The following is a 13,571-nucleotide window of genomic DNA, read 5'->3' as shown; positions in this document are numbered from 1 at the left end:
TCACTCACCCTCTCCGTTCAGCACCGGAGGAACCATCGTTGGATAGACTTCGGCCAAATGTTTAACCACACTGCCTCTTGTGATTAATCCGAGGAACCGGTTATTACTGTCTATGACAGGAAGATTACTGAGCTGATGGCTGTCCATGATCTCGATGGCCTGTGGAAGCGTGCTTCCCGAAGCCACAGAAAAACGGACTGGATGCATAACGTCAGCCACCGTTTTGCCTTCCTCGCCGTATTGGTCGAGAACCCGGTAGATTGAAACCGCTCCTTGAAGCTGACGGTTACGGTCCACGATCAGCAGTGAATCGACCCGCTTCATTTCCATCATCTTGATGGCTTCAGCTAATCCCCGGCTCGGGAATGCCGTGACCGGATTCGTAATCATCACTTCATCAACAAGCGGAATTTCATAGGCGCTTTCATTTTCATTTTGCAGACGTTTCGAACCGATAAAGTCACGTACAAAATCGTTTGCGGGATGCCGTAAAATACTGTCCGGTCTACCCGTTTGAACCACTTCCCCATCTTTCATCAGAACGATGGTATCCGCGATTTTAATAGCTTCATCCATATCATGCGTCACAAAAATAATGGTTTTATTGAGTTCCTGCTGAAGCCGGATCAGCTCATCCTGAAGCTGCTCACGGCTGATCGGATCCAGTGCGGAGAACGGCTCGTCCATCAGGATGATATCGGGTTCAGCGGCAAGCGCTCGCACTACGCCTACACGCTGCTGTTGTCCGCCGCTAAGCTCGGATGGATAGCGCGTACCATAAATGGTGTGGTCCAGTCCGACCATGTCCAACAATTCATTTACTTTTTGTTCTGTTTTGTCTTTATCCCACTTCTTCAGACGTGGAACCACGCCCGCGTTCTTGGAGATATTCATATGTGGAAATAAACCAACGCTTTGAATGACATAGCCGATATTGCGCCGCAGTTCAACCGGATTCAATCTCGAGATATCTTTACCATCAATCAGAATTTTACCCGATGATGGCGTATTAAGCGCGTTGATCAGCTTCATGGTAGTCGATTTGCCACAGCCACTCGGTCCGATGAGGACGGTAATTTCCCCTTTTTTGAATTCCAGATTAATGTCTTTCAGCGCGTGAAAGCCATTATCGTAAACCTTGTTCACATGCTCCAGTACTATCATTCAATCGCCCCTTTGCAAGCAGTATCCATATTATGCGGAGCATTTGGCATATCATCCATCGGGACCCAAAAATTGTTGAAGGAAAAGTGTGGTGCCAGAGATAAGGGAAGGCTTCAGCCTTGTTATGTAGAAATGGAAAATGAAGCTAAGCAAGTTAGCTTTAAAAGAAATCAAAATGGAATAGGATTAAGCGCATGATTAAGGGGTGGAGAAAGATCTAAGAGGAAGCCCTGAGGGTACTAACAATTTAAGTTAAAAATCATCGTTATGGTATTGACTTACATACCCAAAATTCCACCTTTATATGCATTGTAGCTTTCCAAACTGTGCAATCCCTTGTTACATCCATCCGAAGAAGTATTCCAAGCCTGTATGCCCCTGTTCGTATTCGGGAAAATATGCGATCTCATACATGAATCCCAGTTATACCTGCGAGAATCAAGCAGCTATGTCATGGTGCCACTGCTTCCCTCGGCCCAAATGGATATATGCAAAATGCGTAAGCAGGCAACGAGTCCCCTTCGAGAAGGACCGTATAACTGCCTAATGCATTAATATGTTTAATACTATTACCCAGTTAGCATTAGTTTGAAACATGTATACAGAACGATTTTGAATTTTTAGTACTTCGGGTCCAGAACTGTCCATGAAGCAGACCCGCTCTGTAAGGACATTGCTCAACCGGAAAGTATGGGCGATCCAAGTTTTGAGATTTTTGAATATTGTACTATGATAAACTTGATTCCATTGATTGAACGATGGTAGGAGACAGTCCCTTTTAAGGAGTGGTAGATATGGCGCGTGTGTTATTTATTAATGGTGGATCTGAAGGACATATCAATCCAACGATTGGCGTTGTGCAAGAGCTTATTTCGCGTGGAGAAGAGGTCGTGTACTTTTGTATAGAAGCTTTTCGGGAGCGTATCGAGAAGGCGGGGGCAACCGTTCGAACATTTGACGATCAAAAATTTATTAAAGCCTTTATCTCAGGTGGGAGAGATTATTTGCTCGAAAGAGCCAACGGTCTTTTACTTACGGCAGATATCGTCATACCAAGCGTTCTTGAACAGATCAATGGAGAGCATTTTGATTATATCATTCATGATTCCATGTTTGGTTGCGGTCGTTTACTTGCTCAAATTCTTAAGCTTCCTGCAATCAACTCTTGTACTACTTTTGCGCAGACAAAAGAATCGTTCGATAAGGTGCTTGAACCATTTTTTAATAATGTCCCTGCAGACATCGTTAAACCTATACACGATAAATTCCAAAGCCTGACGGCAATGGTGCAGGAAAAATATAATGTGGAGATCGATTCGCCTTATGAAGTGCTGTGCAATCCTGCGCCGCTTACGATTGTTTATACAACAAGGGAGTTTCAACCTGAAGAAGAAGCATTCGACCAAACGTATAAATTTGTAGGTCCATCCATCTCTTCACGATTAACCCAAGAAAGCTTCGACTTTACTGCAATCCAGGGGAAAAACCCCATTTATATATCACTGGGTACCGTGTTTAATCATGTGATGGATTTTTATAAGCTTTGTATTGAGGCATTTGGGAACACCGATCATACGATTGTCATGTCGAGTGGAAGTAAAGTCCAAATTTCTGATTTAGGTGAAATTCCTACAAACTTCATCGTAAAGAATTACGTTCCACAAACCGATGTACTGCAACATGCTAAATTATTTATTACACATGGTGGAATGAACAGTACCCATGAAGGTCTTTATTATGGGGTTCCGCTCATTGTAATCCCACAAAGCGCAGATCAGCCAATCATAGCGGGGCAAGTCGCCAATATCGGAGCAGGCATAACATTACAAATGCAAAGCTTGACTGCAAATCAATTGCGTGAAGCTGCAGATCATGTGTTAAGCCTCTCATCTTTCAAGAAAGCAGCTGCTAATATTAGTGGATCTTTTCGACAATCGGGTGGTTACCATCAAGCTGTTGATGAGATTTTTGAATATAAAAGTCAATATAGATCTGAATAATGAGTGTGCACTGGAAAAAAAACACGGGACCGACAAGATCATGAGCATATAACTATAGCACCGTTACAAACAGTCAATAACTGTTCATACGGTGCTATTCATTTTCAAGTCAATCCTTGACCCGACGGGTTCTATCTTATGATAAATATATGTATATTTTGAAGTTTAGTTCTCTTCTAAACGCGAATGTCAATACCAATATTCCGTTGTGTTTCAAGGTTATTATGCTTATTCTTATCGGCGGCATCCTGATTCTGCCTTAGCGTATCAGCAGCATTTACAGTTTGTGCAGATACGGATACATCTTCCTTATGATCAACCTCTCTGGTGACGATCTTCTTGTTATCGCTTTGAATCTCTTCTTTAGTGGCTTCGATCTTTTCACTCATTTTACGATCCAATTCAGTAATTTTCATCTCGATGTTTAGCGCTTCATCGGTTTTTGATTTATTAACTGTCAATTCTAGATTCTTCCTCATTTCCGATTTGCCTGGGTCGCCGGGTTCATTCTCACCTCCAAGAAGAGCTCTTCCCTTTCTTACTTCATGCCTAAGAGTGTCAGTTTCCACTTTCAGTGATCTACGTACACTTGCCATTTTGGTCAATTGGTCATGTAGATTACTAGCTTGTAAAAACTTTTCCATTGATATGCCTGACACATCTTGCTTACTTGTATCCATTTCGATTTTATTACTCAAATTCTCCTTTTGAGAAGAAGCACTATTGTTATTCTTATTCTCTTCAGTCTTCTCCATTCTCTTCTGCATAATTTGAGATTCAAGTAATTGCATATCCGTGGTTAAAAGTTTAATTCTTTCATCTTTTTGTTTAGAGTCCAGCTTTTCGTCTGATTTAATACTCGCGATTTTTTCATTAATAATTCCTTTTTGATTGATTAGCTGCTCAATCTCCCGGTCAATAGGAGACATAATATTTGTTCTGGACTTTACAGGCGGCGTAGACTGTGATCTGCTTGATACGCTTGTAATTTGAGGCATTTAAACACGTCCCTTATAACGAAATGGTGAATATTCCCTTGAGGTAATTATCGGTTGTTAACCATATGAATATTAACAAGAATTTTATATCCCGTTCAAAATTGAACTAAGAGGCATTACGGAGACTGGCTTTACGGACAATGCGTAAGTTTGAAGACACGCAGTAGGGCTTTTTTACTTCTCCATCTGTCAACTCAACATTGTAGTGAAAAATCCTTTATGTAGATAATTTAGATGAAAGAAGATGTTAGAGTGTATATTTATTGAATGATTGAACTAGCGAGGAATGATAGTTGGTTAGTGGAAGGAATGAAATCCGATAACACAGTATTCAAACTATTGGACTACCACCGCTTGATTGCCATATGTATAATGATGGAAGAAAGGTTATCTGAATCTTATGTGAAACACCTGAAAATATTAATGTTAACAATCGATTTAAGGGACAATGGTCCGTAATTTAGTTTTAGTTTATTAAGGGGGCTAATAACTTGGATTTTTTTTGGATGGCAGCGTTATCTCAAATATTCATTATATTATTAGTTATATTGTTCTTTGTAGGATTATTTCGATTTGTGAATAGATTAATTTTACACACAAAAAATACAAAAGAAAGCTTGAGAAGAATAGAAGACAAAATAGATAGGCTAAATCAAGAATTAAATAAGATCAATGAATAATTTCTAAAATAAGTAGTCCGTGTATGCAAGAAGGTTATTCGATATAACAGATATTAAATAGCAGGGGAACCTTAGATGCCGTTAAATTACAAAATGCCAGAAACCTTAGAAAAGTTTGTTCAATTGGATAAAAGGACCTTCATCAACGAAATGGGCATACTGTCGATCATTATATAGGTTTTTATATTAGCTTTAATCATGGGAACAGGGGTAGGTGGGGACCACTTCGCTTTTTACACGTTTAATCCATCTATTAAAGATTTAGAAGAGGCCCCAATTATTTTTATACAACCCATGTTTTTTGGAAATGCAGTAAACTTGGTTGCGAGAAACCTTAGGGATTTTCTAGCTTTATTCATCACCCTTAAGGAACTTTATGTTATAGAACGTTTTAAACTTTATATGAGCAAGTCAGATTTTATCAAGGATTATAATGAGAATTATTTGAAGGATATAGATTTACGTGAGAGTGAGCTTAAATTTTTTATTGAAGAATTAAGGGACAATGTTGTTGAAGGAATTACTGAGATTAATGATGCATACGCATACATTACTGATTTAAGAAAACATATTTCAATTGACATAAAGAATAGTGACGATTCTTAGTATTTCAATGATGCCTTCCACTTCGCTTAACCCCTCGGTAAAGCTTGTGTATAAGATTTTAGGAGATGATTCAGTGACTGCAAAGCCACAACTGGTATTAGATTTAGCTGGTGTATTAATTAGTAATTTTTCATCTGCGGTTTGGCTGCAATTATCTGAGGATTCCGAAATCTCATTCCAAGACATTCGAGAACAATTTGATGAGATTCGAAAGGATCTATGGACTGGAAAGCTTAAAGAAGATGAATTTTGGGAATGGATGAGCCTGCGAATGAAGCAGATCAACAAAGAGCGGGCCAGAGCGTTGTTGATGCAATCACTGGAACCGCTGCCAGGATTAAATTACTTGGCTGAATGGAGTGAATTCGCAGATATTCATATATTAAGTAATCATTGTAAGGAATGGTTGGAACCGATTTTAGAAAGAGTAGAACCTTATACAAGGAGCATAACGATTTCAAATCAAGTAGGGTTAAGAAAACCTGATATCCGAATTTATCAACATGTCGGGAAACAATTTGAACCAGGCCAAACGGTTGTTTATATTGATGATCAGGAAAAAAACTTAAACCCGGTTATCGAACTTGGATGGAAAACCTTGTTAGCAGATAAAGAGCATAAATGGATAGAACAAGTTGAACCGATGCTAGGAAAGAGCCTTTTGTTAGCAAGTCGAGAAGAGGGCCCATAAGTATAATAAAGGATTACACTTATTTAGGGGGAGAGAACTTGATCAGAAAAGAGATTCAATTGATTTTAGATAGCTTACCAGAAAGAGAATTGCAAAAAATATATTGGTCAATAAAAATATTTCAAGAAAACTATTTATACAGGGAAAAATTAATTGAAAAAGCCGTAAACATCTCAGATGTATTTGATGGAGCAACAGAAATTATTAATAGATGGGATAAGACATTTACACTAAACATTAGTGAAGATGTAAAAGAAAGCATTTATTACAGTCAATATAAGTGGCATATTTTTAGTTATGAAATACAAGATTGTTTGAAAAAACATGAAGCAAGAAATGCTTTTAATACAGAAAGTAAAGATGAATTATATGTAATGTACCAAGACTCCCCCGATGTATTTCTATACAGTAACGCAAATGCCATAGTCGCGGAGGATTTTGATTCTCAACAAGATATATATATTTTTGATAAAAACTTTACTTGGACGTATGTGAATACCCATGAAGACATGTGTGGGCCGTATTTTTACAAAGTGAAATAATTTCGACAGTAACCAGATTACTATACATTTGGGAGGGATTCAGGAAGTGGATAGAAAACCAGTATTCATTATTTTCGTCATCTTGTGCTTACTAATTAGCGTAAGTTGTAGTAATAAGAGAGAAGTTACTACAGACGACATTGACAATATTAAATTAGAATTAATAGAACAAACAGAAGAAGCAAATGGAAAAGTGTTCACATTAAAATTACATAACAAATCCAGTCATATTATAGTACAGAATATTGTATATTTAAGTTTTCCCATAAAAGTTGAAAACGGTTTTAGAGGCAATGATTTTAAGATTGAAGCTAGAAATAATAAACTCAATATTAATCCAGGAGAAGAATTACTTCTCACCGTATTTGCTCCTAAGGAAAGTATGAAGGAAATCATAATATTGACTTAGAAGATCCTCATATCGAGATTAAAGGTTTCTTAAATGAAGTAACCGAAATTAATAAATTCAATATGATTGGAGGGCATCGTACTATGGACTCGTAGATATAAAAGCGTTATATGCAATCACTGTAACGAGTTTCAAGGAGGAGAAATGAATATTGATCTCAGACAAACAATTCAGAGTACCATTGAACGATACATATCGCCAACCGCTGAAATTTTAAGTATTAATGATCTTGAGTTAGCCTACGGTTTATCAGCCGTTGCACTAAAGAGACATGAAATACGATTGAGAGATACTAATGATGAAAGAACTATTAATCTTATTTCAAAGCAAGCAACTCTGATTGAAAGGCGAGTGCTTTCACATCTTTTCGAACAATCAGCAAATGTACCTTTTAGTTACACACCTGATTTAATAAGTAGTAGTAGAGTGTATCTTTGCATGCAAGATGTTGACTATAAGACAGATTACAGTCATTTGAATTATCATTTGCTTCAATCAAATGAACTATTGGCATTATCTCATATTCATGCGGTTAATTATCAAAAGTCGGATAAATTGAGTTGGCTCCCTTTTGCAGACCCCAATCATATTGAATATGCATTAAACGAAAAGTGGAGACCAAGTTGGGATGAGGCAAAGCTGGATGCAGATTTTATAAGTACATTTGGTCAATATATTTCTGAAGTTGAACAATCAGCAAAATATATTGTTAAAGACATCAAGGAAGTGCTTTTAGACCAAAGTTCCCTTACCCTCATACATAATGATTTACATCCTGGAAATACATTAATTTATAACAATAAAGAAGTATATTTTATTGATTGGGAAGAAGCGAGATATGGGTCTTTGTACTTAGATATTTCACTTAGATTTAGAGAAGCTTCCCAAGCGGAAAATTATAGGCAATTGGTAAATTCGCGGGGGCTGAACTTATCAAAGGATATTTTTACGAGACATTTTAATGTAGCTTCACGATATATGGGATTACGTTATATGTCATGGTTCCTGCAGGTATGGAAAAAAGAAGAGAGATGGCTGAATGAACTAAATAAGTATCTGAAGATGGCGATATCGTAGATAAGATGATGAATGTGATTCACAGTAGGGAATTTAGTATAAAGAATACACGAAACACAATGAGAATGCTCGACTCTTAGTATGATAAAATCATGATGGAAACGGAAGAAATGATTCTTTGGAAATATAGAGAAGGTCTCCGAGGATGCTGAGTTTGATTCTATTTTGAAAGAATATTTTGATGTTTTACAATCTGGTTTCATTACTCAGCCTAAGATAAGAAATGTCTAAGGCTGGGTTGTTTCGTTAATATCCACGTGAGCTACTAGGAGAAAACCTGTGAAGGACAAATAAATCACATAATGGAGTTGTATCTCATGTTGATACTAGAACGAGCAATAAAAAGTGATGCACCAAAACTTGCTGAAATACAAAAGGCCAGCTTTGATGATGAATCGAAACATTTTAATAATAATGAAATCTGTGGCCCACTAGGATACGATTCCGTAAGTTGGCAAGAAGAGATGATGCATAGTTGTGAATATTTTAAAGTGCTCTATAATGGAGAAATCATTGGGGGCGCTATGATATTTATAGAAAGCAATCAAGTACATAATCTAGGGCGGATTTTTATTGATCCAAACTATCAGAATCAAGGAATCGGTAAGAAAGTAATGAAAAAAATTGAAGGAAGTTTTCCGGATAGTACAAAATGGTGGCTTGATACTCCTAGGTGGAGTGTTAAAAATCATCACTTCTATACAAAGTGTGGATTCACCAAAGTCAGAGAAGAAGATGATCTATATATTTTCGAGAAGACTTTCTAGTTCCGTATCAGGAGTAAATATGACTGTCACGGGATATATAGCAGATGAAGTTCCATCTGTGGAGATCCAATTACCTTGTATATGTTTTTTGTTGTTTTATTATTAAGTAGTTAGTTGAGCCTGAAGTAAATTTAACCTGAGAACTGCGAGGACATGAAGATGACGAAGAAGCTATATTACGAATCCGCTTATATTCGGGAGTGGGAGACACGAATCACACGCAGACTGGAGCGGGAGGACGGGACCTATCTAGTAATGGAGGAAACGGCCTTTTATCCGCACGGTGGAGGGCAGCCCTGTGACCTAGGGTGGATCGATAAGATTCCCGTTCTTGATGTTGTTCAGGAAGAAGGAGAAATTCTGCATAGAGTCGAGCGTTTGCCTGAGAAGGAAGAGGTTAGCTGTCGTTTGGATTGGAATAGAAGATTCGACCATATGCAGCATCATAGCGGCCAGCATCTCCTGTCTGCCATATGTCTGGAAGTATGCCAGGCGGAAACACTCAGTTTTCACCTGGGTCAAGATTACACTACGATTGATATCGCCCGATCTGACCTGTCTCAGGCCCAACTGATGATGCTGGAATTGGAAATTAACGATCAGATTTACCTTAATCGAAAAGTAACGAATTATTTTGTGAGCCGGGAGCAGGCTGCTGCCCTGCCGCTTGTGAAGCAGCCGAAGGTAACCGACGATATCCGGATCGTTGAAATTGAAGGTATCGAATATAACGCTTGTGGAGGTACACATGTCTCCGCAACGGGTGAGATCGGAATGATTAAACTGCTGAGAGCCGAGAAGCAGAAGGGGCATATGCGCATCTATTTTAAATGCGGATATCGAGCGTTGAATGAATTTAATGCCGGAATGGAGATTCTCGGCAGCCTATCGGCTAGGTTTAATACCGGAAAGGAAGAGATTCTAGATCGGATTGCAAAATGGGATCAAGAACAGAAGCAGCTCCAGGCTGAATTGAACACCGTGAAGGCCGAGAATGATGCTTACCTGGCGGGAAAGCTGTTGGCAGACCGTCAAGGCAGCCTGATCAAACACGTTTTTGCGGACAAGCCGCTGAAGGATATGCAGAACCTGGCGGCCAAGCTTACCGAAGAAGCTGAACTTATCGTGCTCTTCGTGTCCAACGCGGACCATAAGGTAGTCCTCGCTCAAGGAGGAAAGAGCGGACTCGCCTGCGGTGCGTTCTTCAAGCAGTATCTGGCTGATTATAGCGGTAAAGGCGGGGGCAGCGACAAGATGGCACAGGCCGGTTTTGCCACCGGGGAGGATGCCATGGCGTTTTACCATTTTGCGGCACAGTCTTTAAGTTAGCCTGAAAAGGAGTAAGCGGTCTATAAGTAGAAAGTATTCAAGCAGCTCAAACAATAAACGCCTCAACCTAAGATAAAAGCTATTTAGGATGGGGCGTTTTGTGCATACGTTATTTCAAATGGAATCTAGAGTTAATGACATCAGATAACATAGTATTTACGCATTGGATATTTAACATTTATATCGAACAAGGAGATTAAACATGAGGCACATCATAAACATAAAGAGACTAACTACAATAGAAGAAGCTGAATTATTGGATCAAGAATTTGCTAAGCGTTATGGAGGCCAAGACATAGTTAGTAAGTGAAAAATAAAATAAACGAGGGTTTGACTGTGAATTTGGAATATAAAATCAATGATAACTGTATTGTCAGCGAGGTTGAAGAAGTATTTATTCGATCAGGGATCAGGAGACCGGTAGGCGATTCAGATCGAATTCATAGGATGATAGATAATGCAGATGAGATTATAACGGTAAGAGAAGGAAGTAAACTGGTGGGATTTTTAAGGGCAATTACAGATTATTCATATTGCTGTTATATTTCAGATATTGCAGTGGATATGGACTATCAGGGATTAGGAATTGGCAAAGAACTAATAAGAGTATTGAGGGACAAATTAGGAGAAGACGAAATTCAATATGTCCTCACTTCAGCACCGAAAGCCGCAGGATTTTATGAGAGGATCGGATTTGAAAGGGCAGATAAAGCATTTGTAATAAAAAGAAAACGGAATTGACGATATGGATCAAGAATCCTCTTCGGTTCGTAATACAAGAAACTTATATGCTCCTTAATTCAGTCTAATCAATAAATCATAGAATCGGGGATGTAACAATGATAACAGAACTGAATAAATCAGAGTTTTATAAAATAAGGCACATTACGGATAAGTGTAAGAATATCGAGGTTAGGGCTGTGGTTAGTGGAAATAACCCGGGTGGGGTCTATGTAGATCATTCAACAGAACCCACAGCAGCATTCATTTGGATTGAAGGACAAAAAGGCTTTCAGATTGTTGGAGATCCGCAGAGTATATCTTTTTTAACAGGATTAGAAGAATACATGAGAAAGCATATAGAACCCAAACTACAGAAGCAAAATATTAATTGGGTCGAGATTGGCTTAGATCCTGATCCTTGGGATAAAACGATACAAAACATTTTTCAGCAGCGTAACATTTCGAGCGATACTCAACATGTGTTTACATTAAGAGGGAATCCTCAATCTATTGAATTTCAAGATCAAGAGGTGAATATTCAACGGATAAGTTGTGAGTTATTGAAGTCAAGACGATTGGAAAACCATTCGTTTTTAGAAAGCAAAATATTACGGTTTTGGGATTCTACAGACTCTTTCTTAGAGCAAGGCTTCGGATACTTTGTTGAGGATAATAACCATGTGGTGAGTTTATGTTTTTCAGCATTTGTTGTGGATAAAACGCATGCAATTGATATCGAAACTCTTGAACAGCATAAAAGAAGAAATTATGGCGCTGCAGTAGCTCGAGCATTTGTTCAGGAATGCCTACAACAAGGAATTCATCCTTACTGGGACTGTACTCCGGATAATAAAGGGTCTATTCGACTTGCAGAGAAAGTTGGAATGTCCCTTGATTTTGACTACCAAATATCCTATTATGGTTTATCCTAATGGCATTTTAGAGAAAACATCTCAGTTGATGAAAGGGTCTAAAGTTAAATTAGAGGAAGTGAGTAGTTTGGAATACCAGATACCTAAACAATGTATTTCGGTTTCAGCTCTAGTCACTAATGATCGTGGTGAGGTATTGTTGCTTAGAACACATTGGCGTTCAGATACATGGGAAATGCCAGGTGGCAATGTTGAATTAGGGGAACCCCTTGATAAAGCAATTTGCAGAGAGTTTCTTGAGGAGACGGGCATCGTTATTAAGCCAATTGGTATAACCGGTGTTTATATGAATACAACAAAACAAGTTTTGTCTATATGTTTTAGAGCTCAATACATAAGTGGAGAAATTAAAATACAAGAAGATGAGATACTCGAAGCTAGATATATAAAAATTGATCAATCTAATATCGAGGAATACATAACGAGACCGCAGCAAAGATCTAGATTATTAGATGCGATGAATGCAGCATGTTTTGTGCCCTTTGAAGCTTGGGAAGCAAACCCCAATTATATGTTGTTACATAGATTGGAAGGAAGTTGGAAACCAAGTAAACCGGATCTTTAGGCTGAATCTATGAAACTTCCAGAAATAGTAGGTAGATAAAAAAGGAGACGTTATGGATATCGAACTTATTCCTGTTACAGTTCAAGAGAAAGAAAGATTATCAAAACATGTATCAATTTTATCATTATGATTTTAGTCGATATACTAATGAGGATTTAAATGATGATGGAACATACGGGGTGAACATTGATTTCTATTGGGAAGATGACCCTAGATGGAACCCGTATTTCATAGTATCGTCAGGAGCAATTGTAGGATTCTTGGTTGTGCTTTTTGAAAACTTAGACACGGATCCAGACCCAACGCATGTAATTTATGATTTTATGATTTTGAAGAAATATAGAAGAAACGGGATCGGTCGCACCGCAGCTAAACAGGCATTTGGGTTATTCAAAGCAAATTGGAAAGTAGCTCAGATGGAGAGTAATCTATCTGCCATATCTTTTTGGAGAAAAGTAATCAGTGAATTTTCCAAGAATAATTACACGGAGAGATACAAGGAAGATTCAAAGAAATACATTCAAGAATTCAGTACAAAGAAGTAACATCAGATAGTGTGTGGAGTTATTTGAAAGGTGAAGTGATTTTAATGAATTCTGGGGTGTTTCAATGATAATAAGAATTGCGACTAAGGAAGATATGGATCAACTCATTCAAATGAGATGGGATTTTACACTTGAGGACGATCTAGATGGAAAATTACAAAATGAAATCTATAGTGACTTTTACGAGGAGTGTTATGAATTTTTATTAGGTGCTTTTCAAAGTGATATTTGGGAAATATGGGTTGCTGAAGAAGACGGAATGGTCGTGTCCAACATATATATTGAACTCATTCACAAGGTACCGAGACCAGGAAGAATCACACATCCATTTGCATATATGACGAATGTATATACGAAACCTGATTATCGAGGTAAAGGAATAGGAAGTAAATTAATATCAAAAATCAACGAATGGGCAAAAGAGAACAAATATGAATTTATTATAGTATGGCCCAGTGATGGAGGGGTTAATTTTTACAAAAAGAATGGATACCAGCATTGCAAAGAACCAATGCAAAACATGCTCTGTGAGTAAAACAGCCG

16 protein-coding genes are annotated in these 13,571 nt (G+C 38.1%); 14 read left to right on the top strand and 2 right to left on the bottom strand.

The features are described from left to right. Positions 1 to 1,164 (bottom strand): betaine/proline/choline family ABC transporter ATP-binding protein, encoded by a 1,164-nt coding sequence (locus tag MKY48_RS23670; RefSeq protein WP_339291205.1) that lies wholly within the window; start codon positions 1,162 to 1,164, stop codon positions 1 to 3. Positions 1,165 to 1,958: 794 nt separating this feature from the next. On the opposite strand from MKY48_RS23670, the gene MKY48_RS23665 reads away from it, so the two are divergent. Further along, a complete protein-coding gene (locus MKY48_RS23665) occupies positions 1,959 to 3,164 on the top strand; it encodes a macrolide family glycosyltransferase (RefSeq protein ID WP_339291203.1) in 1,206 nt (401 codons plus the stop codon). Positions 3,165 to 3,340: 176 nt separating this feature from the next. Here MKY48_RS23665 and MKY48_RS23660 read toward each other — a convergent pair whose 3' ends face one another. Next, positions 3,341 to 4,162, bottom strand: coding sequence for a hypothetical protein (locus MKY48_RS23660; protein ID WP_339291202.1), 822 nt, complete (start codon positions 4,160 to 4,162; stop codon positions 3,341 to 3,343). 491 nt (positions 4,163 to 4,653) lie between these two features. Between MKY48_RS23660 and MKY48_RS23655 the strand changes: the two genes are divergently transcribed. The 13 genes from MKY48_RS23655 to MKY48_RS23595 all read left to right on the top strand — a co-directional run bounded on the left by MKY48_RS23655 (position 4,654) and on the right by MKY48_RS23595 (position 13,563). Further along, on the top strand, positions 4,654 to 4,842 hold the full coding sequence (locus MKY48_RS23655) for a DUF4083 family protein (RefSeq protein WP_339291200.1): 189 nt from the start codon (positions 4,654 to 4,656) through the stop codon (positions 4,840 to 4,842). Positions 4,843 to 5,040: 198 nt separating this feature from the next. Continuing rightward, positions 5,041 to 5,448: a hypothetical protein gene (locus tag MKY48_RS23650; protein ID WP_339291198.1), complete on the top strand. Its 408-nt coding sequence runs from the start codon at positions 5,041 to 5,043 to the stop codon at positions 5,446 to 5,448. A 73-nt stretch (positions 5,449 to 5,521) separates the two neighbouring features. After that, entirely contained in the window at positions 5,522 to 6,139 is a 618-nt protein-coding gene (locus MKY48_RS23645) for an HAD-IA family hydrolase (protein WP_339291197.1), read from the top strand. Positions 6,140 to 6,177: 38 nt separating this feature from the next. Next, a complete protein-coding gene (locus MKY48_RS23640; RefSeq protein WP_339266714.1) occupies positions 6,178 to 6,681 on the top strand; it encodes a DUF4275 family protein in 504 nt (167 codons plus the stop codon). A 46-nt stretch (positions 6,682 to 6,727) separates the two neighbouring features. Further along, a complete protein-coding gene (locus MKY48_RS23635) occupies positions 6,728 to 7,090 on the top strand; it encodes a hypothetical protein (RefSeq protein ID WP_339291196.1) in 363 nt (120 codons plus the stop codon). Between the two features lie 144 nt (positions 7,091 to 7,234). Beyond that, positions 7,235 to 8,167, top strand: a complete 933-nt coding sequence (locus tag MKY48_RS23630; RefSeq protein WP_339291194.1) for an aminoglycoside phosphotransferase family protein — start codon at positions 7,235 to 7,237, stop codon at positions 8,165 to 8,167. A gap of 317 nt (positions 8,168 to 8,484) precedes the next feature. Next, complete coding sequence (locus tag MKY48_RS23625; RefSeq protein ID WP_339291192.1) at positions 8,485 to 8,934, top strand: GNAT family N-acetyltransferase; 450 nt, start codon at positions 8,485 to 8,487, stop codon at positions 8,932 to 8,934. Between the two features lie 159 nt (positions 8,935 to 9,093). After that, entirely contained in the window at positions 9,094 to 10,263 is a 1,170-nt protein-coding gene (locus MKY48_RS23620) for a DHHA1 domain-containing protein (RefSeq protein WP_339291190.1), read from the top strand. A 336-nt stretch (positions 10,264 to 10,599) separates the two neighbouring features. After that, positions 10,600 to 11,004, top strand: a complete 405-nt coding sequence (locus MKY48_RS23615) for a GNAT family N-acetyltransferase (protein ID WP_076325863.1) — start codon at positions 10,600 to 10,602, stop codon at positions 11,002 to 11,004. A 98-nt stretch (positions 11,005 to 11,102) separates the two neighbouring features. Further along, positions 11,103 to 11,918 carry a GNAT family N-acetyltransferase gene (locus tag MKY48_RS23610; protein WP_339291188.1) on the top strand — a complete coding sequence of 272 codons (816 nt, stop codon included), beginning with the start codon at positions 11,103 to 11,105 and terminating at the stop codon, positions 11,916 to 11,918. A gap of 28 nt (positions 11,919 to 11,946) precedes the next feature. Continuing rightward, positions 11,947 to 12,483, top strand: coding sequence for an NUDIX domain-containing protein (locus MKY48_RS23605; RefSeq protein ID WP_339293549.1), 537 nt, complete (start codon positions 11,947 to 11,949; stop codon positions 12,481 to 12,483). A gap of 107 nt (positions 12,484 to 12,590) precedes the next feature. Beyond that, positions 12,591 to 13,028 (top strand): GNAT family N-acetyltransferase, encoded by a 438-nt coding sequence (locus MKY48_RS23600; protein ID WP_339291186.1) that lies wholly within the window; start codon positions 12,591 to 12,593, stop codon positions 13,026 to 13,028. Between the two features lie 64 nt (positions 13,029 to 13,092). Further along, positions 13,093 to 13,563 (top strand): GNAT family N-acetyltransferase, encoded by a 471-nt coding sequence (locus MKY48_RS23595; protein WP_339291185.1) that lies wholly within the window; start codon positions 13,093 to 13,095, stop codon positions 13,561 to 13,563. Positions 13,564 to 13,571 lie beyond the last annotated feature (8 nt).

The sequence above is a fragment of the Paenibacillus sp. FSL W8-0187 genome, assembly GCF_037969755.1.
Classification (GTDB): Bacteria; Bacillota; Bacilli; order Paenibacillales; family Paenibacillaceae; genus Paenibacillus_AQ.
This window is presented reverse-complemented; position numbering and strand designations above follow the sequence as displayed.

Excerpts from the sequence above, each read along its gene's own strand:
- MKY48_RS23605 (WP_339293549.1), top strand. The coding sequence starts at position 11,947 with ATGAAAGGGTCTAAAGTTAAATTAGAGGAAGTGAGTAGTTTGGAATAC.
- MKY48_RS23670 (WP_339291205.1), bottom strand. The coding sequence starts at position 1,164 with ATGATAGTACTGGAGCATGTGAACAAGGTTTACGATAATGGCTTTCAC.
- MKY48_RS23660 (WP_339291202.1), bottom strand. The coding sequence starts at position 4,162 with ATGCCTCAAATTACAAGCGTATCAAGCAGATCACAGTCTACGCCGCCT.
- MKY48_RS23665 (WP_339291203.1), top strand. The coding sequence starts at position 1,959 with ATGGCGCGTGTGTTATTTATTAATGGTGGATCTGAAGGACATATCAAT.
- MKY48_RS23650 (WP_339291198.1), top strand. The coding sequence starts at position 5,041 with ATGGGAACAGGGGTAGGTGGGGACCACTTCGCTTTTTACACGTTTAAT.
- MKY48_RS23595 (WP_339291185.1), top strand. The coding sequence starts at position 13,093 with ATGATAATAAGAATTGCGACTAAGGAAGATATGGATCAACTCATTCAA.
- MKY48_RS23620 (WP_339291190.1), top strand. The coding sequence starts at position 9,094 with ATGACGAAGAAGCTATATTACGAATCCGCTTATATTCGGGAGTGGGAG.
- MKY48_RS23630 (WP_339291194.1), top strand. The coding sequence starts at position 7,235 with ATGAATATTGATCTCAGACAAACAATTCAGAGTACCATTGAACGATAC.
- MKY48_RS23625 (WP_339291192.1), top strand. The coding sequence starts at position 8,485 with ATGTTGATACTAGAACGAGCAATAAAAAGTGATGCACCAAAACTTGCT.
- MKY48_RS23600 (WP_339291186.1), top strand. The coding sequence starts at position 12,591 with ATGTATCAATTTTATCATTATGATTTTAGTCGATATACTAATGAGGAT.
- MKY48_RS23610 (WP_339291188.1), top strand. The coding sequence starts at position 11,103 with ATGATAACAGAACTGAATAAATCAGAGTTTTATAAAATAAGGCACATT.